This is a genomic window from Paenibacillus sp. DS2015, assembly GCF_050433705.1.
In the GTDB taxonomy this organism is placed as follows: Bacteria; Bacillota; Bacilli; order Paenibacillales; family Paenibacillaceae; genus Paenibacillus_AQ.
Genome location: NZ_JBNPWS010000016.1, coordinates 23,904 through 50,060, shown reverse-complemented (window position 1 = coordinate 50,060; position 26,157 = coordinate 23,904). Strand labels below are relative to the sequence as shown.

Genomic DNA, 26,157 nt, shown 5'->3' with positions numbered 1-26,157 from the left:
ATACAAAGAAGCCCTAAGAGCAGAGAAACTCGGCTCATGGGCTTCTTCCACAGTAAATAGACGCACTGTAGAGGCTACGGTCGCAGTTCTCTCTCAACTACGCTTACGAGGTTAGCTGTCGGATTCGGGCTTGAGAGTGCCCTACCTAAGTGCTTGTGTGGCAAGCATAAGGATTCACCCCATGAGGCCGTATTCGCGGCTCTCGGTTGGTTCCCCCATTTCCCTATTCGGGAATTCAGCGTTGGAATGAAAATGTTAAGTTATTGAAATGAATCATACGCTCTATGGAATTCAAAAGTAAAACTCTAATAAGAGGGTTATTCTACGTATTTCGAATGAAAACACGAGTGAAAGCGAATACATATTGAATACACATTGATTTTGTACATAAATACTACGTTATGCTTGTGTTATCAATAAATATTAGAGAACGAGAGAAATAAGGAGTTAGATACAGTAAATTGAAGATATATATTGAATAAGTCACCCATAATGTTCTATATTCCCAGATTTGCATTCATGTCTTTTTTTACAGAAACAATCGCCAGGGGTATCATTCATCTCATTAATACAACAAGAGATTATGAACAGAATACCAGTTATGTCAATTTATTAAAGAGTAGAGGCGGTTAAGTACTCGACCAACATAACCTCCGAATCATACTTAACTTTACTCCATAACATTTCAATTTGTTGTTGGTATCCCCTACATCTATATTGAGCTATAAGCCTATCTGCAGTTCTCGATTGGGCGATTATCCTCATATCCTTACTGATCAATTCATTTTTAACGATATGCAGATCTTTACTAACTTGGTTCTGGACGCTGTCTAAATACTCACTAAACCACTTTCTTAAGCTCATACTGCTATTTATTACTCGCTGCTTGTCATACTCTAGAACATCAAGCAATATGGGTAGTTCAAGATATTTTTTGACAAGTAGCAGTTCTGGCCCTGTCTGACTCTGTCTCACCATTATGCAAGCTTCCTCTCTACATGAACTGAACACTTACAATTTCGTCAAAATCAATCCATTCCAATCCTTCTTCGATCTCCATCCTAATTTTCTTTGTGAACGGGCTTATTTCTGTTACTACCCCACAGATTACATGAGGCTCATATTCACTAAATAATCTAACTTTTATGACCTCTTTGTAATGTAGTGAATCACTTATATTTCGGGTCATGATCTCCAGTTCATCTTCGTGGATGATTGGACGACTTTGTCTGTTGTACTGTTGCTGATGTTCAATAATACGTTCTTTATGTTGAGGTAACATCATCCGACTCGATTCCCACAATCCATTCCCATGAAGTTTTTTGCTCATCTGTAATGCCCCCCAATTTTAGCAGCTCTGTCCACTGCCTGCCCTGCCGAAGTTATTGAACTTGCTCTTAGAATGGAAATATCTCCAAATCGGTCCTTTATATCATCCATAACCTTATCAATAGCCCTTTGATGCTCCTTATCGTCAAACAAGGTTAACTGATAAGAATCAGCACCGGATAGCTCGGATAACGAAATGGCTACTCTTCTAACAGGCTGCCTATCCCAATGCGTATGAAAAAGTTTCTTTGCGACTTCGTATACCTCACGGGTTATGTTTGTAGGATCTTCCAGTTTCATTTGTCTATGAAATCCTGTAGGTCGGTCAAAGTCAGCACCAGAAACACTTATGGAAACCACACTCCCCATCAATCCCTTTTTCCTTGACCTCCTGGAGACCTCTGTACAAATATCAAGAATAACCGCTTCAATTTCCCATGCTTGCGTATAATCTCTAGGAAGGGTCATCCCGTTCCCAATATCTTTTTGAACATTATGCGTTGTTACGGTTACAGGCGAGTCGTCGATCCCATTGGCAACACGCCATATCACTTCCCCATTAACTCCCCATTTCGATCTTAGTTTATCTAGAGGCGTTGTCGCTAAATCCCCTATGCTTCTAATCCCCATCTTCCAAAGGTGTTGCTGCATCTTTGACCCGATTCCCCACATGTCTCTAACGGGTTTATCCCAGATGTATTTATGTAGCTCACTTTTCTGTAAATGAAATATACCCTCTGGCATCTTCTTCGCAATCATGTCACAGCAGAGCTTAGCGATTACTTTATTTTCTCCAATTCCGGCTCTGGCAAAAATTCCTGTCTCGCTGTAGATTTTATTCTGAATTTGCCTTGCTAGATCAATTGGATTATCAGCAAATAAGTGCATCGAGGAAGTATGGTCTGAGAACATTTCATCAATGGAGTAAGACTCCACTAAGTCCGTAAACGACTCCATAATCTTCATGATTAGCGTCGATACTTCTATATACTCTTGCATATGTGGCTTTACAATAATCAACTCAGGGCATTTCTGTAGAGCTTGCCACAGGGGTTCTGCAGTAGTCACCCCTTTCTTTTTAGCTAAGGGACAAGCTGCTAAGATTATACCTGACCTTCTGGATGGGTCTCCTGCCACCACCAAGGGTTTATCTTCATAAGAAGGTACCTTGGCCTTTTCCACGCTTGCATAAAAACTTTGCATGTCAATTAACATCACTATTCTCTGCTTCTTCAACATGCGGACCACCTCTCAATAGGAACGTACGTTCGTTATTTTATATTCGTATTATACACCCAATCCCCCTTCTTTAATCAAGAGGTATTATTTGTATCATCACTTCCGAATCTTAAGCCACAAACCGGCCACTGTTCGCATAGTCTGTGACAGGACCGATTTTCATTTTTCTTTGATTTATGCGAGATTGCTACCCTACTGATGTTCTAGGAGGCCCAGACATATTCACAAAAATAGTAGTTTTATGCAGATGTCTAGCTGTAACTACGTTCATTAATCATATTTTTTGGAATTAATGTAATTTGTTTCAACATGACTATTTTGGGTTATTATTCCAGTAAGGAGGTAAAATAATTTCAGTATAACAAATAACGTAGAACATTTAGTTTCACTTAAATTGGAGTTAATACAAAACGATTAGAGGAGAAAAATGATGTCTAAATACTTAAAATCATTTACTTTAAGTGCAGCACTGGTATTAACATTATCTACCGGAGTTGTCATTGCAGATTCTGATATACTACAAAAATATGCTACACAAAGCGACAGCAAAATTCAAAGTGAGCTAAAAAAAATCAGCAACGACGAACTACTAAATGAGGTTAACGATCTTTCAAAAAAAATTGAACCATCCTCTGATATTAACGTACTAATTCCTTTTGCTGCAGAATTACTTGATCGGAAAGATGTAATCTCAAATGAAGAGATTCTATCTTCAATTAAAGACTCAAAAAATACGACTATAACGCGGAATACTATGATTGAACTTTACCATGTCAAGAATAATAACGATGACAATAATAAAAACGAACTAAAGAAAATATTAAAAGATAAATCTTTTGATAGAAATGTAAAGGCAAAAATTATTTCTACATCTGATTTTCAAAAAGAAGATGTTCCTTTATTACAAGCAATAGTGCTAGAAGATGAAGACCAACTAGCATTTCAGGCTATGAAGAAACTAAGAAAATTAGACAAGGAAATGGCATTCCATATTTCTGAAGAGATACTAAGTAATTACAAAATTCACTCTGAAGATAAGATATCTTCGGCATTAAAGGCGACATCTTACTATATTAAAAATAGTAACAATGAAGTTACCCTCTCTAATAATTCAAACGAGAGTGACTTGGTTAATCTGAGTCTAGATATTATGAACTCTGATAAGTACAGTTCCACACTTAAAGACTCAGCATTCTTTGCTACGTCCGATTTAAGGAGTGAGAATGCAATATTAACTATCCTCTCACAAGACAATATTGATCAAGAACTAATTGTATATGCAGTCGGTCAGAACTTTTTTGTATTAAACGATATTTTAAATAGTAATCCTACTGAAAATCAAATTACATTAGTAATAAAGGCAATGGAAATAAATCCACTGACTGATTTATATGATTCCTTAAACAAAATTGTACCAACAATTCAAAATAATGATTTAAGAAAACGAGGGGAACAAGTGCTTGTTAACATTAAAGAAAATGGAGAAAAAGCAAATTATAAGTGGTTGGATAATGCTGGGGGTGAGAAATAAATGAAAAAGACAAAATTAGGTATGACCTTTCTTTTCGTAATTTCTTTCATGATTTCGGCTTTAAATATTGGAGCAGAGAATGTAAACGCAGCCACAGGTAACCAAGGTTATGCAATTTATAGAGATGGTGTGTTTTTCAACTCAACTGATCACGCAGGTTTTATGAATAAGCCTGATACTAACTCCTACACTAATCCTATCATTCACCATTCAGGTAATGGCTATGTCAATTTTGATACTTACACTGGCTTTTTAGCAAATAATACATTTAAGGGAGTATACCGACCGAATGGAACAGTGAGTAGTACAAATAGAGATACATTTGTTGCGACAGCAAGAACATTACAAACAGAACAGATTTCTTATAATCTCATGTTTCAAGTGAACTATACAGATTTTGAAGTGGGGAGTTATGTTTCACCGGATGAAGTTACGGAAATGAGATGTGATGGGGTTGTAGAATACGTTTATGAATGGAATAACTTTAAAGTTTACGGCAATAGTACAAATTGGGATGTTTCAAAAGCTACTCTTGCTAATAAAGACGAACACAGAGCGACCCAGGTGACCCCGAGATCACAACGCAATTACCTTACACTAGTTCAAACAAGTAAACCTTGATAACAAAATTTTTGTTAGGTTTATGTCTCGGGGTTCCTTTTACTATAATTAATTTCAGTGGATACTTGAAAGGTAACATACCCTCTACTTTTCAAATATTTAGTTCAATTGTATTTTTGATTTTATGGTTACTTTGGGGATTTCACTATAATTATAGGAACAAAGACAGTACGATTTTTTTGAAATTTAGTACTCTATATTGGATTTTGGCCTTTGTTTTTGTTTTTGTTATGAACAGCATAGACTGGATCGTTTTTTCAATTCCTACAGTCATTATTTTTTCAGGTCCCTTATATGGGCTTAGATATTATATTCCAAATGTTTCTTACGAATCATTCGCATATATTAGTTTGATCGTTGCATATGCTTTTAGCTTAATTGGCTCTTTGTTGGGATATATTACGAATAAAAGCTTTGCCAAAAAGTAAAATAAAAGATCATATGATATTAGCTAAAAAAGATGGATAAGATTGCTGCATAGTATTAAAATTTACTATGCTTGCTTATCCATCTTTTTTATGGGTGAATAAATCAAATATAAGAATGTGAAGGAGAAATATAATCTATAGTGGATACCCAAAAAAATCATGAGGAGGAATTTTCATGTGTGGTCGCTATAGCTTAACCGTTACTATTGAAGAGCTCATGCTACGCTATGAGATCGATGCAGCATCGGCGATTCCATATCATCGTCCGCAATACAACATCGCCCCTACCCAGCTCGTGGTATCCATCATTCATGACGGACATAACCGCCGACTAGGAGAGCTGAGATGGGGTCTGGTGCCCTCTTGGGCTAAGGATGACAACATGGGAAGCAGAATGATCAATGCACGCAGTGAGACACTGAATGACAAACCTGCGTACAAGCTCCCTTTTGCACGCAAACGATGTCTAATTCCAGCAGATGGTTTCTATGAATGGCAGAAGCGTGAGAACAGCAAACAACCTTATCGGATCACTCTGAGAGACGGCAGCATTTTTAGCTTCGCAGGATTGTACGATACTTGGATAGCCCCAGACGGTAGTAAACGAAGTACGTGCACGATTATTACCACAACTCCCAACTCTTTGATGGCCCCTATTCATGATCGTATGCCTGTTATATTGAAGCCAGAAGATGAGATGAAGTGGCTGAACCGCCAGGAAATGGGAACACCCTCTCTACAACAACTACTCATTCCTTATCCTGCTGAGGCTATGCAAGCTGACCCTGTCAGTACAGAAGTCAACTCTGTAAGAAACGACTCAGCCTCCTGTATCCTCAAGTTGACATAACAAATCCTCTGCCATGTGACTAGAGATGTCCATGCAGAGGATTTGAATTCTATTATACTTCCATGGTTAACGAAACATCCCCCAGAGCTTGATCAGATGAAGTGTGCTATTAGGATCAATCTTCTGAGATAGAACAAATTTAACAATTTGCCCTTCTTCCGCAGGCGTCAACTTCTCATGTAGCGCGCTCCCAATAGACTTTACGAGCCTTTTCACCTTAGCACTGTCCTGTAGATCATGCTTATTGAGGCCATCAAGCAACTTTTTGACACGCTCTTTGGCGGCTGCATTTTTCATTTTGAGTTTAATCCGCTCCACTAACTGCGGGGTGATTCCATACTGCTGATAACCCAAGATTGGCACCTCCCGTCAATTACAATTCTATGTAGTATATGACGAGAGTCCTGTCCAATTACCTAATCAATCAGGTTTCCTTCAAAAATCTGTTCCTGCTGTAAATAATGGCGAAGTGGGGCATACGTAGGAGATGTCCAAAAGGACTCATCACTAACTAACAATGCAACATCATCTCGCGCTTGTTCCAGCACGGCAAAATCACTAAGCATATCCGCTAAACGGAATTCAGGCAACCCACTCTGCTTCGTACCAAAAAAATCTCCAGGCCCTCTGAGCTCTAGATCGCGTCTCGACACCTCGAACCCATCATCCGTCTCTGTCATCACCCGCATGCGTTCTTGACCGATCTCGGTCTTCGGATCCGCAATTAGCACACAATAGGACGCATGTGCTCCACGACCGACACGTCCACGCAATTGATGCAATTGAGAGAGTCCGAAACGATCCGCATCCATGATAACCATGAGTGTAGCATTCGGTACATCGACCCCGACTTCCACCACTGTGGTGGAGACAAGTAGATGAATCTCATTATTGTTGAAGGCTTGCATGATTGCTTCCTTCTCCACCGGAGTCATTCGGCCATGCAACAGCCCCACCCGATAAGCGGGAAAGGCTTGCTGCATTTGAATATGCAGATCAATAACATTCTGCACATCCAGCTTCTCCGACTCCTCAATAAGAGGGCAGATCAGATAGGTCTGGCGACCTTGGTCCACTTCCCGAGAAATGAATCCCAACACACGCTCCATCATGCCATGTTTCACCCAGTACGTAGCAATTGGAATACGCCCTTTAGGGCGTTCATTTATGGTGGAGACATCTATATCGCCAAAAGCAGTAATCGCCAGTGTACGTGGAATCGGTGTCGCTGTCATCGTCAACACGTCCGGGTTGTACCCTTTACGACGTAGCACACTCCGCTGATTCACACCGAAGCGATGTTGCTCATCCGTGACGACCATTCCTAAATTGCGAAAGAATACCTCATCCTGAATCAACGCATGCGTACCCACCACAACGTCGATCATTCCCATTTGCAATGCAGCCAATAGATCCTTTCGCTTACGTCCTGTCACACTACCTGTTAGCATACCAACAGAAATACCAAAAGGCTCGAATAGGCGGACTAATGATCGTAAATGCTGCTCGGACAGTATTTCTGTAGGCACCATCAAGGCACCTTGGAATCCTGATCGTACACTAGCATAGAGAGCTATAGCTGCAATGATCGTTTTACCCGACCCCACATCACCTTGAAGTAAACGATTCATACAATAAGGAGCTCGCATATCCTTCAATATCTCTAATTCGACTCGCTTCTGCGCATCCGTCAATTCAAACGGAAGACTACGGACAAATTCACGAACCACAGCATTCTCCACCGTGTGAACGACCCCATCCATCCTGCCCCGCGTTAACGCTCGAAAGGCTTGCATTTTTAATTGAAAAAGAAATAACTCCTCATACACCATCCGCTCACGCCCTTGTTGACCTTCCTTGGTGTCTTCTGGCTGATGGATGGTTATAATGGCTTGCTTCCTCGGTAACAGATGATACTTTTCTAACAGGGTATAAGGTAATATTTCTGGAATCATATCCCCATACTGCTGCAGGGCCTGTCCTATCGTTTTGCGCATCCACGCTTGCGTAATCTTAGCCCCCACAGAATATACAGGTTGTAATGACCCCCCTCGTCTTACTCCTTGATCAGGAAACTCTGAGTCCGATACGGTCAATTGCATCCGCCGTTGGTCCCATTTCCCGTTCACTATAATTTCTCGACCTGGTGTTAATTGATCTCGTAGGAAATGGCGATTAAACCATGTCCCCGTAAACATCCACTCTTCGGCCATCATTTTACACGTTAATCGCGACTTTCCCCCATAACGTTGTAGCACCGGGATTCCCACGATTTTGGCTTGAATAGTCACCTTATCCCCACTCTTAACCTCACTTAAGGAACGAAGACGATAATCCTCATAGCGATACGGATAATACTCTATTAAATCCTTAACCGTAAAGATGCCAAAGGCGTGAAGCTCCCCCTCTTTGAGGGCACTCACGCCACGTACCTGTTTCACCGAAATTTGATCTAGACTGAGATTAGTTCTCATGATTTATACCTCGATTCAAGCCGGCCATATAAATACGGCAATGACTCCAGCTCCAACGTGGCTACCTACTACAGCGCCAACGTTCGTTAGAACGACTTCTTCTAGCTTAAAATGACTAGATAGCTCCTCTAAAAAGGATTCTGCCGAAGCCGGATCTGCCGTATGTCCTACCGCCACATTTATGGTGTTGATATTACCCAAGTCTTGTTGAAATAATTCAATCATTCGAGCTATAGCCTTCTTACGACCTCTAACCTTCTCGACAGGATAGATAATGCCCTCTTCATCAATAGAGAGAATTGGCTTAATATTGAGTAGGGTACCGAATAAAGCAGCCGCTTTGCCGATTCGCCCTCCCTTTTGCAAATTTTCAAGTGTATCCACTAGAAAATAAAGTTTCCGTTGCTTCCGCAACTGTTCCACAGCTTCCATAATCTGCTCTACAGCCCATCCCTCACTCGCAAGCCGAGCCGCATGAATGACTAATAGACCGAAGCCATAGGAAGCTGACAATGAATCAACAATCGTAATATCAGCTTCCTCCTCCATCATAGACTTAGCAATCAGAGCCGATTGATAAGTTCCACTAAGCGCAGAAGAAATATGAATGGAGAGAATCGGTGAGCCTGGATGTTCTTCCCTAATTTGCTCGTAAATCCGTACATAATCAGCAGGAGACGGCTGTGATGTTGTCGGTAGCTCCTTAACCTGAGCTAATCGATCATAGAATTCCTTCGCTGATATATCTACACCGTCCAGAAATGTCTCTTGCCCAAACAATAATCGCAGAGGAACCACATAAACATGATGTTTCTGTAGTAACTCTGCGGGAATATCAGCCGTGCTGTCCGTAACTATAATGGTATTAGCCAAGAAAATCCCCCTCTTCACAATGGATCGATTAGGATTCAACTGAGAATATATAGTAATAAATGGGCTGTCCGCCTTCATGAACTTCTATTTCTGCTTTGGGATAGTTCTCCTGCAACCATGTGTCGAGCGCATCTGTCATTTCCGAATCCGCTTCTTCACCCGATAAGACGGTAACAACCTCATCCCCATTAACTAACATCTTGGATAATAAATCCTGACAAGTAGAAAGTATACCCTCCGTAGCTGACACAATCTTGGAATTCTGAATTCCAATATACTGTCCGGCTTTAATTTCCAGTTCATCAATGCAAGTGTCTCGAATAGCATGAGTTACCTGTCCCGAAGTGACTTGAGTAATCGCCTCTAACATATTATCTGTGTTATTATCCAAACTCTCTTCCTCCAAGAATGCAAAGGCAGCAGCCATCCCTTGCGGGATGCTCTTGCTTGGAATAACAGTGACACTCCGCTCTCCTTCTAGCAATTCTCGTGCCTGTTCCGCAGCAAGTACAATGTTAGAGTTGTTCGGTAAAATGTAAATATGCTGCGCAGAAATGGAAGCAATCGCATTTACGAAATCCTCTGTACTTGGATTCATGGTTTGTCCACCAAACAGTACCACGTCCACGCCTAAGCTCGTGAATATTTCTGTGATTCCTTTACCCGAAGACACCGCGATAAAGCCATACACGGCCATCTCCTCAGCAGGAGGTTCCACTGGCGTTACGACAACCGTCGCCTGCTGCATTGGAATCTCAGCAAAAATTTCAGACATAGGTGCACTATCCATCCCAGCCGACAGTAAGTCACGATGTTGCTCACGCATATTCAGAATATGAATTTGTGTAATTTCACCGTATTGCAGAGCCAAATTCAGCACTTCACCAGGACACTTGGAGTGAACATGTACTTTGATAATTTCATCATCAGCAATGACAATAATAGAATCGCCATTGGTTGATAACGCTTCCCGAAATTGCCCCTCATGAAATGGAGTTTGCGTATGACTTAACTGACGATTTATGAAGAATTCCATATCATATAAGAACTCAATATCTGCCGTATCAAGCTGAGATTGCGCCGTCATAGGAACCTTAACAGCAACCAGTGGTTGGAGCGGTGTACCGGTATAATCTTTCAGTGGAGTCAACGTGCCCGAAGAGGCATTAGCCGATGGGTGTGTGTTAACATTACCCTTCAGATATTGTAAGAATCCTTCATAAATATAGACTAGTCCTTGACCCCCTGAATCTACTACCCCTACTTGCTTAAGGATCGGAAGTAATTCTGGTGTCTGAGATAATGATTCTTTAGCTTTCAAAAGTACTTGTTCCATTAGTTCTGTAATATTGCTTGTCCGACGGGACATATAAACGGCATGTTTAGCAGCATCCTTGGCAACGGTAAGAATTGTCCCCTCAACAGGCTTAACAACCGCTTTGTACGCCGTATCTACACCAATCTGTAGTGCCGCGGCAAATTGCTGAGTATTCAATTCCTCATAGGTTGTGGCATAACGTCCAAACCCACGGAACAATTGGGAGAGAATAACACCCGAATTACCTCGTGCCCCCATAAGAAGTCCCTTAGACAATACACCTGCACAATATCCAATAGAAGCCGTATTATTTTTCTTTAATTCTGTAACTCCCGCAGTCATCGTCAAATTCATATTGGTTCCCGTATCGCCATCCGGCACTGGAAATACATTCAGGGAATTGACATGCTCGGCATGCTGTTGCAATTGTTCGGCTCCAAGCAGAACCATACCTGTGAAATCTGTTCCATTCAAAGAACGCTTACTCAAGTGAGAAATCCCCTTCCTAGCTTTAATACGTCATAACTCGCATCTGTATATTTCAACAACCATTTTTCAATGTAGAGACTTTACGAACCTATCTCTACCGACTAACTTTATTCTAATTACTTATCATATAATAAATCATACCATTTGTTAATGCTAAAAGTTTCACCCCTCGGGCTAGAAGTAATGTCTGAACTGCGCATCATTACTGCAAAAAATCGTTACCCGAGTATGCAAGATACGGGTTATACAATATTGTACTATAAGAGCCATAAGAAATAAATGTTTTTGCTAATGGTTGACGTAGCAATTTTTGCTGTGATATTATATATAAGTATTGTTTTAATGCAGGTGTAATGTAACAAGGAGGTGTAATCTATGTCTCGCAAATGTCATGTGACAGGTAAAAAACCAGGCAGCGGTAATAATGTTTCTCACGCCAACAACCGTAACCGACGTACCTGGGGCGTTAATGTGCAAAAAGTTCGTATTTTGGTGGATGGTAAACTAAAACGTGTCTACGTCAGTACTCGTGCACTTAAGTCTGGTAAAGTCACTCGCGCCTAATATCTACAACAGCATATAAACAAAAAGCACCTTGTTTTCCGCAGGTGCTTTTTTGATGCGATAAAAAGGTTTACAAATTTTGTTAACGGTACCCTTAGCACCTGTGTCAGATTTCCTTGGTGTACAAATTCACTACTACAATTAGCTTTTGTGAAATGTGTTAAGAATGGCTTTAACGAATCCTCCCAAAAACCTTGGTAACTTGAATGTGTAAAATTTCATACCTCACCCTCCCCATCATTCCCATGCCTACATCTTACGTTTACCAATGAAATATCAAAAAGCATTGTCTGTACCTTCACTTTCTGATATATAAACAAAAAAGGCTACATGAGAAATCTGCTCATGTAACCATGTTTATGCGGGAACATCATACCCTATGCCTCACATCAAAGTAAGGTCAAGCTGATTATATTTATACACTGACACCATAAATAGAAATACAATGTAATAAAGAATAGCCACTACAACATATCCGATTCTAAGACCCTTACGTTCGAAATTACGAAAATAATAAATAGCAATCATCATCGCAAGCAATGAAGCGATCACATTAAATGGGGACTTTAGTAGTGAAAAAATACCAAGCAACGAACCTGTACCTAGACTTGCTAATGTAAGCCAGAGCGACTCTTTGAGTGTCATAGCTTACTTTCTCCCTATGCTTTGGCGAATTTGTGAAATCGCATGAGCTCGATCCTGCTGCCCAAATACAGCACTCCCCGCCACTAGCACATCTGCACCTGCTTCCACGACCTTCGGAGCTGTCTCAGCTGTAATTCCACCATCTACCTGAATATGAACATCAAGATAAGAAGCTTCGTTCATCCACTGACGTAACTGCCGAATTTTATGAAGTGTATGAGGTATGAAGGCTTGTCCTCCAAAACCAGGATTAACTGTCATAACCAGTACCATATCAATATCACCTAACACTTCTTGGATCACTGAAGCAGGTGTACCTGGATTAATGGCTACGCCTGCTAGTGCACCCTGCTCTTTGATCATATGCACCAAACGATGGAGATGATTAGTTGCTTCAGCATGGACCGTAATGACCTTTGCACCTGCCTTAATAAAGTCAGTTACATAACGTTCCGGTTGTTCAATCATGAGATGTACATCTAAAGGCAGGCTTGTGTAATGCTGGATTGCGCTCACAATAGGTGGGCCTAGTGTGATATTAGGAACAAAGTGTCCATCCATCACATCGACATGAATCCAATCTGCCCCAGCAGCCTCAACTTCGGCAACTTCTTGCCCAAGCTTGGCGAAATCAGCTGATAATATAGAGGGTGCAATTTTAATCATTAGGATTAATACCTCCGCTTCTTGTCTTTGATCTCTGCATAGAAATGCTCGTAGTTCTTATAACGACCCAATGAAATATCACCGTTGTCTCTAGCCTCAATAACTTTACAACCTGGCTCATGTAGATGGCTACAACCTCGAAACTTACAATTAGCCGCAAGCGGAGCAAATTCTCTGAAGCAAGCAGACAACTCATCTGTTTCCACTTCTAAGAAGTCAAGCTGACTGAATCCAGGTGTATCTGCTACAAAGGCACCGTTCTCTAATTCAATCAATTCAACATGGCGAGTCGTATGTTTCCCTCGACCTAACTTCATGCTTATTTCGTTAGTTTCTAAGTTTAATCCAGGCATCATTGCATTAATAAGAGATGATTTACCAACCCCAGATTGCCCTGAGAATACACAGATATTACCGGCTAGACGCTCCTTCAATCTCTCTTGACCTGCTCCAGAACGTGAACTTGTGACGATCACTTCATAGCCAATACGCTCGTAAAGTTCCTGTACATACGTAATCGGATCATCCTTATCCAACAATTCGTTGTCCACTAAATCTTGCTTGGTTAAGCAGATCAGAGTATCCAATCCAGCATGCTCAATATGAACAAGAAACTTATCTAATAATCCCAAATTTAGATCTGGCTCACGAAGAGAGAATAACAAAACAGCAAATTGTACATTAGCCACCTGAGGACGAATTAACTCGGAATGGCGAGGTTTAACCTCAGTGACAGTCCCCTCGCCATTCTCTGTTAGTGAATACACGACATGATCTCCCACTAAAGGCGTAATGTCTCTATTCCTAAACACACCTCGGGCTCTACATTGTATCGCTTTCTGTCCTATCGTCGTTACCGCCCTGCCGTTCAATATTGGCTTGACGTAATAATATCCGCTGAGCGCTTTTACGATCACACCATCTGGCATACATGATTGGCCTCACTTTCCATCGATCTGTAGGTCTTTCTATCTTTGAAAGGGTATTATCGTTTAGATGAAGTTAATTGGTTGCCATTCGTATTACCGTCTTTCCCTTTATTGCCCTTATCTATGTTCTTATCTTTGTTATTTGACTTGCCGGGAGAAGTCATAGCTGTTGGATCGTCTTCTACGTCTCCCGTATTATTCTCGGGATTACCTTCAGTATCGGTATCAGGCTCCTCTGGAGGCATCACAGGCTCATCCTCAATGATGGGTAATACAGGCTCCGGTTGCTGAATTACGACTTCAGGAACAGTACCATTCTTAACATCATTATAATAAATCGTGTATTTATCGGTAAGTTGTCCATCCAGAAACACGGACACAACAGCATCCTTATTCGGTGCCAACACTAACTTAACTGGGAAGACTTGGGTAGTCTGAATAGACTGCGTCCCATAATCTTTAGCCTCTTCACTACGAGCATCAGTGTATGTGATACGAACCTTCGTCTTCTCACCTTCCACTTTAGGTGCAACCGGTAGTTTAAACGTATAATCTAACGCTTCTACTGGATAACCTGTGCTAACAAACAGTGTGATCTCTTCACCAGGAGACACCTTTTCCTTCGGATCGTATGGCCACTGTTGCGTTACCTTTCCTTTTTCAACCTGATAACTAGGATCTTCCTTAATCGCCAAAAGTTTCAACCCTTTAGCCTCAAGCTCACTTTGTGCTGCTTGTTGGGTCATACCGACTAAGTTAGGCATAGGAATACTTTCTTGACCTTTACTTACAGTTAAAATAATTTCCGTAATGTCCCCATCAAAATCGGTATTCGCACCTGGACTTTGACCAATAACCGTCCCGCTAGGTTCATCACTGAATTCTTCTTTTTTGGTAATATTATCTTCTTTTATCATCTTAGCAATGAGTATCCTAGATGCTTCTTCAAAGGTTGAACCTTTCACGCTCGGCATGTTGATGAACGGCTTCGCTGTGCTGACCGAAAGACCGATACTCGATCCTTCCTTGACCGTCGTACCTTCCTTCTTAGTCTGCTCATACACTATTCCCTCAGCAAATTCTGGTTTGTACGCACGCGTGATATTGTCAACTTCAATGCCTAGCTTCTTAAGTTCAGCAACAGCAACATCTTCCTGCTTGTTTATAACACTTGGAACTGTAACTTCTGCTACAGCAAACATATTATTCACATACAAGATAACACCTACCATAGCAATAAGTATAAAGAGCGTTAATGATATCCAAAGTGCAGGCTTGGCCCACTTCTTCTTGCCTTTATTGCTTGTCATAGGCTTATCATCCTCATCATCTTCTTTGAATAGATCCTTATTTCTTCTAAGTGATGTGCCCTGTTGTTGTACTTTAATTGCAGGTAATGCTCGCGTCTGATCTATATCAAAATCGGCAAACTGCAGCTTAGGTTCATTTCGTCTTTCAGGAAGCAAACTGGTCTCTATATCCACTATCATCTCTTTTGCAGACTGATAACGTTCTTGAGGATTTTTGCGCATTGATTTCAATATAATATTCTCTACACTTTGTGGAATAAGTGGGTTCACATCTCTTGGATCATCAAACTCCTCTTGTAAATGTTTCAGAGCCACGCTGATCGGACTTTCTCCCAGAAAAGGAAGTGTAGCCGTCAACATCTGATACATAACAATACCGAGAGAGTATAGGTCTGACTTCTCACCAGTCGCAACACCCTTAGCATGCTCAGGAGAAAAATAGTGCACAGATCCTATGAGAGAACCCGTCTGTGTAATTGTTGTGGATGTCACTGCCCTTGCTATACCGAAATCAGTAACTTTCACTCGACCATTTCGACCAATAAGAATGTTATGAGGCTTTATATCTCGATGAATAATTTGGTTCTGATGTGCATGATCCAGTGCATCACAAATTTGCGCAGCAATTCTCACAGATTCTTCCACCTGCAAGGGTGCTCGCTCCTTAATAATTTCATTCAGATTGTAACCTTCTACATATTCCATCACAATATAATGAATCTCATCTTCTTGCCCAACATCATAAATACTAACTACATTGGGATGAGATAAAGAGGCTGCTGATTGAGCCTCGCGTCTAAAACGCCGAATAAACTCTTCATCGTGCACAAACTGTTGACGCAGCACCTTAATAGCAACGTTTCGGCCCAACAAAATATCATGAGCTTTATAGACGAGAGCCATTCCGCCCCCACCTATGCGCTCTATAATTTCATAACGACCGCCCAATTCATGTCCGATCATGAATCCCACTCCTTTGTACTTTCCCCTAAAGCTTCGTCTTGAAGTTCAAACAGGGCGAGCGTGATATTGTCATCGCCTCCGGCAAGTAGTGCCAGTTGTAGCAATCGATCTGCTCTTTCTTCCAGCGAGACATCTTGCATTCCGGCTATTTGCCCTAGAAGCTGACTGTTCACCATATTGGTTAGACCGTCACTGCAGAGAACTAGAACTTCTCCCGGAGAAAGTGTAATAGGATTGAAGTCCACAGCAACTTCAGCATCCGTCCCAAGAGCTCTTGTAATCACATTTCGACGTGGGTGACTTTGTAATTGTTCACTACTTATTTGTCCGTTTTTATACAATTCATTGACTAGTGTGTGATCTTCCGTAACTTGAACAGCTTCGCCCTTAGTCACTTTATATGCTCTACTATCCCCAATATGACCAATCCATCCAGAAGATCCATCCATTAGCAACGCTACAACCGTCGTGCCCATATTGTGATACTGCTCATTGTTAGCTGCCTCACGATGAATGATGTCATTCGCATGTAAGATGGCATCTCCCAGAGCGGCACGTAGAGCTTCCCCCGACATCCCTTCTTCAAGAACAGCTAGATCTGTCGAGATGCTCTCCACCGCAAGTAGACTTGCCCGATCCCCAGCCTGATGACCACCCATTCCATCAGCAACAATTCCAAGCACGTACATGGCCTCTTTATCACTGATCCATACTGAATCTTCATTAACTGAACGCACGCATCCAATATGGCTGACACACACTTTTTTGATCAATTATAATCACCTCAACTCCATATGCTTGGCCCGTAGTTGTCCACAGGCGGCCGCTATATCGTGGCCCTGTTCACGGCGAATTGTCACATTCACTCCGTTATCTGCAAGAATCTTTTGAAACTGGAAAATATCGTTGCGTGATGTACGAACATATTTACGTTCAGGCACATGGTTAACTGGAATCAGATTAACATGACATAACATATTCTTCAAGACAGAGGCCAATTCCTCTGCATGCTCCGGTTGATCGTTGACGCCTCCGATAAGTGCATATTCGAAGGAAACACGACGACCTGTCTTAGCTAGATAATAACGAAGCGACTCCATGACATCATCAAAAGGAAAACGACGGTTAACAGGCATCAACTTCGAGCGTAATGCATCATTTGGAGCATGAATCGAGATGGCAAGATTGATTTGTGTATTCTCATCTGCAAATTTATAAATATTAGGAACAATCCCACTTGTTGATACTGTAATATGGCGTTGCCCAATATTCAAGCCATTCTCATGAATCATAATCCGTAGAAACTTCATAGTAGCTTCATAGTTTTCAAAAGGCTCACCTGTGCCCATGATAACAATGCTACTCACACGTTCATTTTTCTCATCAAGTATCTTTTGCGCCTGAACGACCTGTGCTACGATCTCACCCGCGGTTAAATCCCGCTTCAAGCCACCCAGTGTAGATGCACAGAACGTACACCCAATCCGGCACCCTACTTGGGTCGTGACGCAAACACTGTTACCATAATTATGCTTCATAATAACGGTTTCGATTGCATGATCATCATGCAATCCGAATAGGAATTTCACAGTTCCATCCTTGGACACAAATTTAGTGATTTCACTAAGGGTCACGAACTGGAACTGATCCTCTAGCTTCTGTTGTAGCTCTTTGGAGAGATTGGTCATCTCTTGGAAGTTGTTAATGCGTTTCACATACAGCCAGTCGAAGATTTGGCCTCCCCGAAAAGCGGGTTCACCATTCTCCTTCGCCCAATCTTGAAGATCTTGGTAACTGTAATCATATATAAAAGGTTTCATTATCTTCTCACCTGCTCTTCTTGTTCATATTATTACAACTATTATTTCTCATTCTTACTATTTTAACACAAAGTAAAGTGACGGTAAAAGAGAAAACCCGCTAAAGCTCGGCGCTAGCGGGTTACATGAAGCAAAAGCCAACGATCTTTAGGAGAACCTCTGAATTCGAGCGATAAAAAATCCATCACTGCTGAAATGATATGGTAAAATTTGTATTCCGCTTCCACGTGGTAATGCCACTTGGCGTAGATCATCCCAAGAAGAGGGTTCCTCTACGGGGATTCCAAATTGTGGGTGGTTGTCCAAGAAACGAGCCACTAACTTCTCATTCTCTTCAGGTTCAATCGTGCAAGTACTGTATACCAGTATGCCCCCAACTTGGAGTAGTGGAGCCACTGTTTCTAGCAATTCATACTGAAGCGCTGCAATGCCTTGAATATCTTCAGGCGTCTTAGCCCACTTCAAGTCCGGTTTACGACGTATAACTCCAAGACCTGAACAAGGTGCATCCAGTAAAATCCGATCAAAGGAAGCTTCTGAATATCTATCCTTCAGTTCCAAGGCATCTCCTACAACTGTTTCAATGGATTCTAACCCCAGCCGTTCCGCTTGTTCGCGAATCAGATTCTGTTTGTGAGGGTATAGATCATTCGCAACCACTAGCCCCTCATCTTTCATTATTTCAGCGATATGAGCTGACTTCCCCCCAGGCGCAGCACAACAATCCAGCACCTTCATTCCGGAGACAGGTCCAACCGCAGTACCAACAAGCATGGAACTCTCATCCTGAACAGACAGCCATCCATCACGGTACCACTCGGTTAGAGCCATATTCCCTCCACTCCTCACGAGAATCCCCTCAGAAGTCAGGGGAGAAGGAACAGCCTCTATGCCATTCTCTAGCATGGCATTAATCATCTTCTCACGACTAATCATTGTTGTATTAACACGCACACTAACAGAGGGAGGTTCATTGTTCGATGCACAAATCTGTTCAGCAACCGTTTCCCCATATAATTCTATCCAGCGTTCCACAAGCCATTTTGGGTGAGAATGCTGAAGACTAATTCTGTTAACTGGTGAAAGATTCTCAGGTATAACTAACTCTTCCTTACTACGCAATATATTGCGTAGTACACCATTGACCATACCTGAAATTCCTTGATGGCCCCGCTTCTTAGCGATATTAACCGCTTCATTCACAACAGCATGCGGAGGAATTCGATCTAGATAAAGAAGTTGATATAAGCTCATTCGTAGTACACTTCGTACCCACGGCTGTAACTTCTCCATTCCTTTACTAACATAACGATTCAAGAAATAATCCAGTGTATTTAGGCGGGATATCGTACCATACACCAATTCAGTTGCGAGTGCAGCATCCTCTCTAATCAGAGAAGCTCTTTGAAGGCCTACGTTTAACTGTAAATTGCTATAAGCACCCTCTTGTTCCACACTTGTTAGCACATCTACGGCTAGCTCTCTAGCTGTAGGCTTATGCCCCTTAGATGTTTTGTTACCGTTATTACTCATGTCAGCACCGTGCCTTTAGCCATACTGGTTCCACGAACGAATGAGTCGACTTCCAGCACTTTTTTGCCACTAGGCTGTACCTTTGTCAACGTTAGTGATCCATCTGCTGTTGCAACTTCTATACCTTCTGAACTCAGCTTTAACACCGTTCCAGGAACTGAAGTACATTCAGACGTAGGTTCAGTAGGTTCAAGTGCTTCCCACACTTTAAACACTTCACCCTCCCAGATCGTAAAAGCGCCAGAGAAAGGTACTAAGCCGCGGATTTGGTTATATAGTTCACGTGCACTACGATTCCAATCCATCTTCTCATCTTCACGCTTAAGATTCGGTGCATATGTCGATTCTTCATCATTCTGAGGAATAGCCGTCACTTTACCTTCTAGTAACGGAGGCAATTCCTTCTGAAGTAGTGAGGCACCCACTTCGCTAAGCTTCTCGAACACCGAACCTGAAGTGTCATTATTCTCAATAGGGACCTCTACTTGAGAAATCATGTCCCCTGTATCTAACCCTTCTGCCATATACATTAATGTGATCCCTGTGACCGTCTCTCCATTAATGATGGAGCGCTGAATAGGCGCTCCGCCTCTATACTTTGGCAATAACGAGCCATGGATATTAACACATCCAAATCGTGGCATATCCAAGACTGCCTTTGGAAGAATCTGTCCATAAGCAGCAGTAACAATCAGATCAGGCTGATACATGGCCAACTGCTCTACCGCCTCAGGACTACGCATACGTAGCGGCTGTAATACAGGCAATCCGTATTCAAGCGCTACTTCCTTCACTGGTGTCGGAGTCAGTACCTTTTTACGTCCCTGTGGGCGATCAGGCTGAGTTACAACAGCGACAACGTTATAGCCTTCTTTAATTAGCATACGTAGGCTAGGAACGGCAAAAGCCGGTGTTCCCATAAATACAATATTCATGAAGCCGTCATTCCTTTCCAAGCCGTTCCGGTATATACTCATATACTTTTTCGGCAATGTCCGTAAAAAGCACACCATTCAAATGATCAATCTCGTGTAAAAATGCGCGTGCAAGTAATCCTGTTCCTGTAATGGTTACTTCTGTACCTTCAGGATCAAGACCCTTAACCGTTACCGTCTCAGCACGTCTTACGTCACCGTTAATCCCAGGGATGCTTAAACAACCCTCTGGACCAAATTGTTCTCCTTCTTGAGACACAACTTCAGGATTAATAAGCTTGATCAGTCCATGCTCATCTCCTGCATCGACCACAATTAGACGTTTCAGAATACCCACCTGCGGTGCTGCAAGACCCACACCTTCTGCATCATACATCGTGTCCGCCATATCGTTCAGAAGCTTCTGAACATTAGGTGTAATCTTCTTTACTTCTTTGGCTGTCTGATGTAACACTTCATCCGGTTCTAATACGATAATACGAATAGCCATTTGATCTAACACCGTCCCTTAAAAATTATCTTTTTTTCACTTTTATAAATCATACCATGATGATCTTCATTATATGTTTGTTACATTAACATTTGTGGGTCTATGTCTATGCTAATTTGAAATTTAGAGTCGTGCACGGAATCTTGAACATGTCCCGTGGCCTCCAGCACAAGCCCGATGGCATCGATGTTCCCACGCCATTTTATCATACATTGGAATCTGTATCTATTTTTTATCCTGGGAATTGGTGAAGCGACCGGTCCTAGCACCTCAAGAGCGTCTGCCGACAATCTGTCCAGACTCCCATACCACCCCCGCTGTCTCGCCTTTCCTTGTAAGGTGGAAGCCATGTTCTCAGCCATTCGAACTAACAAGGGTAACTGCTCATGAGACAAAGTTACTAGAATTAATCTGCAATAAGGAGGGTAATGTAGACCGCGGCGATGTTGTAGCTCCTCTTTGACAAAGGAGGTGTAATCATGCCCACTCGCATGAATAATCGAATAATGATCTGGTGTATATGACTGAATCATGACCTCACCTGGTAAATGATGGCGACCTGCGCGTCCCGCTACTTGGGTAAGCAGCTGAAAGGTTTTCTCTGCGGCACGGAAATCTGGTAAATTCAGTGCAGAATCAGCCGTAATCACACCAACCAACGTCACATCCGGAAAATCAAGCCCTTTAGCCACCATTTGAGTCCCAAGCAGTACATCCGCTTTTTTATTGTGGAACTGATTCAACAACTTCTCATGAGAACCCTTCTCTGTCGTCGTATCCACGTCCATTCTAATGACTCGTATACCAGGAAATAGTTTCGCTAGTTCTTCCTCCACACGTTGTGTACCTGTACCGAAATATCGAATATGCTCGCTCCCACATTCTGGGCATACCTCTGGAGCAGGTTCTGAATAACCGCAATAGTGACAACGTAAATTGTTGGATTTCTGATGGAAGGTCAGAGAAATATCACATTCAGAACAACCCGCAACATAACCACAGCTACGACACATCACAAAAGTAGAATACCCGCGGCGATTAAGCAACAGCACCATCTGCTCCTGCTTCTCTAAACGAATGTTAATTGCCTCATGTAATGCCCTACTGAACATCGACCGGTTACCTTCACGTAATTCTTCACGCATGTCTACAATTTGAACTCCAGGTAGCTTATTACCTAATGCACGTGTGGGCATCTCGAGTAATGTCGGTGAAAAGTTAGGGTTGGACTGAGATCTAGTAGCATGGTACGTCTCTAGCGATGGCGTTGCAGAGCCTAGTATGACTACTGCACCATGTTGCTGAGCTCGCTTAACAGCGACATCTCTAGCATGGTACTTGGGACTCTCTTCCTGTTTATACGATGTCTCATGCTCTTCATCCATAATAATAAGACCCAGATTCATAAATGGCGCGAAGACGGCCGAACGGGCACCTACGACAACAGAAGCTTTGCCTTCACGTATTTTGCGCCATTCATCATAACGCTCTCCTGCTGACAATCGACTGTGCATCACAGCAACAAGATCGCCAAATCGACCTTTAAAGCGTTCCACCATTTGGGGAGTCAACGAAATTTCCGGTACCAGCACGATCGCCTGTCGCTTTTGCTCCAAACAACGTTGGATCGTTTGCAAGTAAATTTCAGTCTTTCCACTTCCCGTTACACCATGAAGTAGAAATACACCATGCCGTCGCTGATCTAACGTATCCACGATCTGATCATAAGCACGTCCTTGCTCATCCGTTAACGTTAGCGGGGTCGTCGGTTTGAAATATCGTCCCTTGTATGGATCACGAAATACCTCTTGATCCTCAATTGTAATATATCCTTTGTCTGCAATACTCTTAACCGTACTTGAAGTGACTTGTAAAGTGGACATGATATCTTTCAACGGTAATGGAAGCAGCTCACTAGATTCGACGATGAATTGAAATACTTCACGCTGGCGCATCGCCTTAGCTGGATATTGTTCAATGATTTGACGAGCTTCTTCTACACTTACAGCTAAATGTACAGCTTTGAGCGTTTTCTTATGTAGCTTGTCCTTAATCGTCTGGTTTTCCTGCAGAATACCTCTACGAAGTAAAGATTTGAGCATACCAGCATGATCTGGATAAGCTCTACTCAATTGTTGTAGCGTGACTTCACCTTTGTGTCTAATGAACGCAATAATCTGTGATTCCTCCGTTACTGTCTCCACAATATCCGGAAATAACGAATCCTCATCTTGTGCACGTTCTTCTATATCTGCAATGGAAATATACCGTTCTGCTTTCCCTTTCAGTGCTGTGGGTACCATAGCCTGGATGGCGGTTATTTCACGGCATGCATAGCTACTACTCATCCATCCAGCCAGCTCCACAAGGTCTGGTGACAGGGGCGGAATAATATCCAATATTTCCTGGATCGGTTTCATCTTAAACGTTTCCACTTGTGGCTTAGGATGCAGCGATACCACAAATCCTTGAACGGTACGATGCCCAAAGGGTACACCTACTCTGCTTCCGACTTCGATCCACGCCCGCATGGACTCCGGAATAAGATAGTCAAATGGACGATCGGTTTCCCGTGAAGGAACATCGACAATCACCTTGGCCATTTCCATCAAGAATAGACTCCTTGTATACGTTCTGCAGTGATCTTAAGCAATCGGCGGGCAACTTCCTGTTTAGAGAGCATGGGCAATTGTTCTACGAGACCGTCAGCGTCATAAATCTGTACGATATTCGTATCCGAACGAAAACCGGCACCTGCAGTGGATACATCATTAGCAACGATCAAATCGCAATTTTTACGTACGAGCTTTTCCTTCGCAAACGTTTCTACATCGTTGGTTTCCGCTGCAAAGCCGATCAAAAACTGTGATTTTTTTAATTTACCAAGTTGTTCTAGAATATCCACCGTTTTGACCAACTCAAGCGTCATTCTGTTCCCGGACTTCTTAATTTTACTGCTAGCCACATGCTCCGCACGATAATCCGCCACAGCTGCTGCCTTAATGACCACATCGCTATCTTCCCACAGGTCAAGCACAGCATCGTACATTTCTTGTGCAGACTGAATAGACACCACTTTAATTCCTTTAGGTGGAGCCATGTCTGTGTGCCCTATTACAAGATGAACATCCGCACCCATGTCGTGAGCAGCTTGAGCTATAGCAAAGCCCATTTTGCCTGAAGAGTCATTCGTAATGTAACGAACAGGATCTAACCGTTCAATGGTTCCTCCTGCTGTAACCACGATCTTTTTACCTTCCAAAAGCTTGGGTTCCGCTTGCTTCTGCTCGGCGAAGAATTGCTCGATCACCTGTATGATGGTCTCTGGTTCTTCCATCCGTCCTTTGCCAACATATCCACAAGCCAGTAAACCCTCACCGGGTTCGATCATCATCACGCCACGTGACACTAGGGTATTCATATTATCTAATACAGCTGGATGCTGATACATATGCACATTCATAGCCGGTGCTACCATAACAGGAGCCATCGTTGCTAGCAACGTAGTAGATAACATATCATCAGCTAAGCCATGCGCCATTTTGCCAATCATATTAGCGGTTGCAGGTGCCACAAGGACAAGATCCGCCATATCAGCCAAGTCAATATGAGATACAACCGATGGATCACGTTCATCAAAAGTATCGCTATATACCGGATTCTTGGATAGTGACTGCAATGTCAGCTCCGTAATAAATTGTTTAGCCGAAGAAGTCATAATAACATGAACATCTGCACCCTTTTGAGTAAGCTTACTACACAAGACGGCCGCCTTATAAGCAGCAATTCCACCCGTTACGCCTAACACTATTTTTTTACCGTTTAACATGCATACTCCCCGCTTTCATCTGGGATAAAGAAAAAAAACAACAACCTTACGGTTGTTGAACAAACAGGCACTATTGCTGGTGAGCAGCAGTAATGCCTTGAATTATGGATAATCTAAGCTCTCGTTACTACTACTTGTTGTTCTCTTCTTCAGTTCCTGGTTCAACAACAATCATATCGGCGTATATTTCTTCCAATGCGATACCTACGTTCTTATGCGATTTCGGGTTCTTCACATTTGTCTTTCCGCCTTCACGCAATTGTCTTGCACGACGGGAAGATGCGATAACCAATGAATACTTACTGTCAACTTTTTTCATCATTTCATCAATGGAAGGATACAACACGATAAGACACCTCTTCTTTTTTTCTAGATTTCAAGAAATATTCTTTAAGGGATGTTCAAAAATTCATCTATTGAACACGCACTTTAAGAGATTACTTCTGCTTTACTTTACAATGTTCGGCGATAACTATAGATTCTATTCGCTTGCAGGCATGATCAATTTGATCATTTACAACAGCATAATCATAATGCTCCATTAAATTGATCTCATCCACTGCAACTGACAAACGATGATCTATTGTATCTTGAGACTCTGTTCCACGCCCAGTAATACGATCCTTAAGTTCATCGAGTGAAGGTGGAAGCAGAAAGATAAATATTCCTTTAGGGAATTTCTCTTTCACTTTCAATGCACCTTGCACTTCAATTTCCAGAATAATATCCTGACCGTTATCAAGCGTCTGCTCCACGAAATCCCGTGGTGTACCATAATAGTTACCGACATATTCAGCATATTCAAGTAGCTGATCTTGTTCTATCATATCATTAAATTGCTCACGACTTTTAAAAAAATAATTAACTCCATTCTCTTCACCCAGTCTAGGATGACGAGTCGTCGCGGATACAGAGTAGACTATATTGTCCATTTTACCACGTAAAGCGTTACATACAGTTCCTTTACCGACACCTGAGGGGCCGGATAATACAATTAATAATCCTCTAGACATATTACTCTCCATCTTATTCGTCATTATCATCATCTTTGCTAGATAGACGATGAGCAACCGTCTCCGGTTGTACCGCTGATAATATGACATGATCACTGTCGGTAATGATGACAGCTCTCGTCCGGCGTCCGTAAGTTGCATCGATCAACATATGTCGATCTCTCGCTTCCTGAATAATCCGCTTAATAGGAGCAGATTCTGGGCTTACGATTGAAACGATACGGTTAGCTGATACGATATTCCCGAAGCCAATATTAATGAGTTTGATTGCCATATTCAGTTTTTCCCCCTATACATTTGACCGTCTA

26 protein-coding genes and 1 riboswitch are annotated in these 26,157 nt (G+C 42.1%); of the genes, 4 read left to right on the top strand and 22 right to left on the bottom strand.

All coding sequences use genetic code 11. The features are described from left to right. Window positions 1-85: 85 nt before the first annotated feature. A riboswitch (cyclic di-AMP (ydaO/yuaA leader) is annotated at window positions 86-251 on the bottom strand. A gap of 361 nt (window positions 252-612) precedes the next feature. Genes J2T13_RS14840 through J2T13_RS14830 form a run of 3 tightly spaced genes read right to left on the bottom strand, consistent with a single transcriptional unit; the run spans window position 613 to window position 2,568 of the window. Then, window positions 613-978, bottom strand: coding sequence for a hypothetical protein (locus J2T13_RS14840; protein WP_429372555.1), 366 nt, complete (start codon window positions 976-978; stop codon window positions 613-615). Between the two features lie 16 nt (window positions 979-994). Next, window positions 995-1,330: a YolD-like family protein gene (locus tag J2T13_RS14835; protein ID WP_429372553.1), complete on the bottom strand. Its 336-nt coding sequence runs from the start codon at window positions 1,328-1,330 to the stop codon at window positions 995-997. Beyond that, a complete protein-coding gene (locus J2T13_RS14830) occupies window positions 1,327-2,568 on the bottom strand; it encodes a DNA polymerase IV (protein WP_429372551.1) in 1,242 nt (413 codons plus the stop codon). The genes J2T13_RS14835 and J2T13_RS14830 overlap by 4 nt, the downstream gene beginning before the upstream one ends. 430 nt (window positions 2,569-2,998) lie before the next feature. On the opposite strand from J2T13_RS14830, the gene J2T13_RS14825 reads away from it, so the two are divergent. From J2T13_RS14825 to J2T13_RS14815, 3 genes are all read left to right on the top strand, one after another. Continuing rightward, complete coding sequence (locus J2T13_RS14825) at window positions 2,999-4,099, top strand: hypothetical protein (RefSeq protein ID WP_429372549.1); 1,101 nt, start codon at window positions 2,999-3,001, stop codon at window positions 4,097-4,099. Beyond that, complete coding sequence (locus J2T13_RS14820) at window positions 4,100-4,720, top strand: hypothetical protein (RefSeq protein ID WP_429372548.1); 621 nt, start codon at window positions 4,100-4,102, stop codon at window positions 4,718-4,720. A gap of 603 nt (window positions 4,721-5,323) precedes the next feature. Beyond that, window positions 5,324-5,998, top strand: coding sequence for an SOS response-associated peptidase (locus J2T13_RS14815; RefSeq protein ID WP_429372546.1), 675 nt, complete (start codon window positions 5,324-5,326; stop codon window positions 5,996-5,998). Between the two features lie 66 nt (window positions 5,999-6,064). Here the strand turns inward: J2T13_RS14815 and J2T13_RS14810 are convergent, their stop codons facing one another. The 4 genes from J2T13_RS14810 to J2T13_RS14795 all read right to left on the bottom strand — a co-directional run bounded on the left by J2T13_RS14810 (window position 6,065) and on the right by J2T13_RS14795 (window position 11,152). After that, window positions 6,065-6,352, bottom strand: coding sequence for a stage VI sporulation protein F (locus J2T13_RS14810; RefSeq protein WP_429372544.1), 288 nt, complete (start codon window positions 6,350-6,352; stop codon window positions 6,065-6,067). Between the two features lie 62 nt (window positions 6,353-6,414). Next, window positions 6,415-8,472 carry an ATP-dependent DNA helicase RecG gene (recG, locus tag J2T13_RS14805; protein ID WP_429372543.1) on the bottom strand — a complete coding sequence of 686 codons (2,058 nt, stop codon included), beginning with the start codon at window positions 8,470-8,472 and terminating at the stop codon, window positions 6,415-6,417. Window positions 8,473-8,487: 15 nt separating this feature from the next. Further along, the gene (locus tag J2T13_RS14800; RefSeq protein ID WP_429372542.1) at window positions 8,488-9,345 is read right to left on the bottom strand and encodes a DegV family protein; all 858 of its coding nucleotides are present in this window, start codon (window positions 9,343-9,345) and stop codon (window positions 8,488-8,490) included. Window positions 9,346-9,373: 28 nt separating this feature from the next. Further along, window positions 9,374-11,152 (bottom strand): DAK2 domain-containing protein, encoded by a 1,779-nt coding sequence (locus J2T13_RS14795; RefSeq protein ID WP_429372541.1) that lies wholly within the window; start codon window positions 11,150-11,152, stop codon window positions 9,374-9,376. Window positions 11,153-11,527: 375 nt separating this feature from the next. Between J2T13_RS14795 and rpmB the strand changes: the two genes are divergently transcribed. Further along, entirely contained in the window at window positions 11,528-11,716 is a 189-nt protein-coding gene (gene rpmB, locus J2T13_RS14790) for a 50S ribosomal protein L28 (RefSeq protein ID WP_429372540.1), read from the top strand. 141 nt (window positions 11,717-11,857) lie between these two features. On the opposite strand, the gene spoVM is transcribed toward rpmB, so the two are convergent. From spoVM to remA, 15 genes are all read right to left on the bottom strand, one after another. Further along, on the bottom strand, window positions 11,858-11,938 hold the full coding sequence (gene spoVM / locus J2T13_RS14785; RefSeq protein ID WP_082063033.1) for a stage V sporulation protein SpoVM: 81 nt from the start codon (window positions 11,936-11,938) through the stop codon (window positions 11,858-11,860). A 162-nt stretch (window positions 11,939-12,100) separates the two neighbouring features. After that, window positions 12,101-12,361, bottom strand: coding sequence for a hypothetical protein (locus J2T13_RS14780; RefSeq protein WP_429372538.1), 261 nt, complete (start codon window positions 12,359-12,361; stop codon window positions 12,101-12,103). A 3-nt stretch (window positions 12,362-12,364) separates the two neighbouring features. Further along, window positions 12,365-13,027: a ribulose-phosphate 3-epimerase gene (gene rpe / locus J2T13_RS14775; protein ID WP_429372536.1), complete on the bottom strand. Its 663-nt coding sequence runs from the start codon at window positions 13,025-13,027 to the stop codon at window positions 12,365-12,367. Between the two features lie 5 nt (window positions 13,028-13,032). Beyond that, window positions 13,033-13,956 (bottom strand): ribosome small subunit-dependent GTPase A, encoded by a 924-nt coding sequence (rsgA, locus tag J2T13_RS14770; RefSeq protein ID WP_429372534.1) that lies wholly within the window; start codon window positions 13,954-13,956, stop codon window positions 13,033-13,035. 56 nt (window positions 13,957-14,012) lie between these two features. Further along, window positions 14,013-16,229, bottom strand: coding sequence for a Stk1 family PASTA domain-containing Ser/Thr kinase (gene pknB, locus J2T13_RS14765; protein ID WP_429372533.1), 2,217 nt, complete (start codon window positions 16,227-16,229; stop codon window positions 14,013-14,015). Next, entirely contained in the window at window positions 16,226-17,002 is a 777-nt protein-coding gene (locus tag J2T13_RS14760) for a Stp1/IreP family PP2C-type Ser/Thr phosphatase (RefSeq protein WP_429372531.1), read from the bottom strand. Before J2T13_RS14760 ends, pknB begins: the two co-directional genes overlap by 4 nt. A gap of 6 nt (window positions 17,003-17,008) precedes the next feature. Beyond that, window positions 17,009-18,049, bottom strand: coding sequence for a 23S rRNA (adenine(2503)-C(2))-methyltransferase RlmN (rlmN, locus tag J2T13_RS14755; RefSeq protein ID WP_429372529.1), 1,041 nt, complete (start codon window positions 18,047-18,049; stop codon window positions 17,009-17,011). A 147-nt stretch (window positions 18,050-18,196) separates the two neighbouring features. Continuing rightward, complete coding sequence (gene rsmB, locus J2T13_RS14750) at window positions 18,197-19,582, bottom strand: 16S rRNA (cytosine(967)-C(5))-methyltransferase RsmB (RefSeq protein WP_429372527.1); 1,386 nt, start codon at window positions 19,580-19,582, stop codon at window positions 18,197-18,199. Next, window positions 19,579-20,517 (bottom strand): methionyl-tRNA formyltransferase, encoded by a 939-nt coding sequence (fmt, locus tag J2T13_RS14745; RefSeq protein WP_429372525.1) that lies wholly within the window; start codon window positions 20,515-20,517, stop codon window positions 19,579-19,581. Before fmt ends, rsmB begins: the two co-directional genes overlap by 4 nt. A gap of 7 nt (window positions 20,518-20,524) precedes the next feature. Next, a complete protein-coding gene (gene def, locus J2T13_RS14740) occupies window positions 20,525-21,007 on the bottom strand; it encodes a peptide deformylase (protein WP_429372523.1) in 483 nt (160 codons plus the stop codon). An 80-nt stretch (window positions 21,008-21,087) separates the two neighbouring features. Next, on the bottom strand, window positions 21,088-23,616 hold the full coding sequence (gene priA / locus J2T13_RS14735; protein ID WP_429372521.1) for a primosomal protein N': 2,529 nt from the start codon (window positions 23,614-23,616) through the stop codon (window positions 21,088-21,090). Continuing rightward, a complete protein-coding gene (coaBC, locus tag J2T13_RS14730) occupies window positions 23,616-24,836 on the bottom strand; it encodes a bifunctional phosphopantothenoylcysteine decarboxylase/phosphopantothenate--cysteine ligase CoaBC (RefSeq protein ID WP_429372519.1) in 1,221 nt (406 codons plus the stop codon). The genes priA and coaBC overlap by 1 nt, the downstream gene beginning before the upstream one ends. 130 nt (window positions 24,837-24,966) lie before the next feature. After that, window positions 24,967-25,182, bottom strand: a complete 216-nt coding sequence (rpoZ, locus tag J2T13_RS14725; RefSeq protein WP_429372517.1) for a DNA-directed RNA polymerase subunit omega — start codon at window positions 25,180-25,182, stop codon at window positions 24,967-24,969. 91 nt (window positions 25,183-25,273) lie between these two features. After that, window positions 25,274-25,849, bottom strand: coding sequence for a guanylate kinase (gene gmk / locus J2T13_RS14720; protein WP_429372691.1), 576 nt, complete (start codon window positions 25,847-25,849; stop codon window positions 25,274-25,276). 13 nt (window positions 25,850-25,862) lie between these two features. Continuing rightward, the gene (gene remA / locus J2T13_RS14715) at window positions 25,863-26,123 is read right to left on the bottom strand and encodes an extracellular matrix/biofilm regulator RemA (RefSeq protein ID WP_044876249.1); all 261 of its coding nucleotides are present in this window, start codon (window positions 26,121-26,123) and stop codon (window positions 25,863-25,865) included. Window positions 26,124-26,157 lie beyond the last annotated feature (34 nt).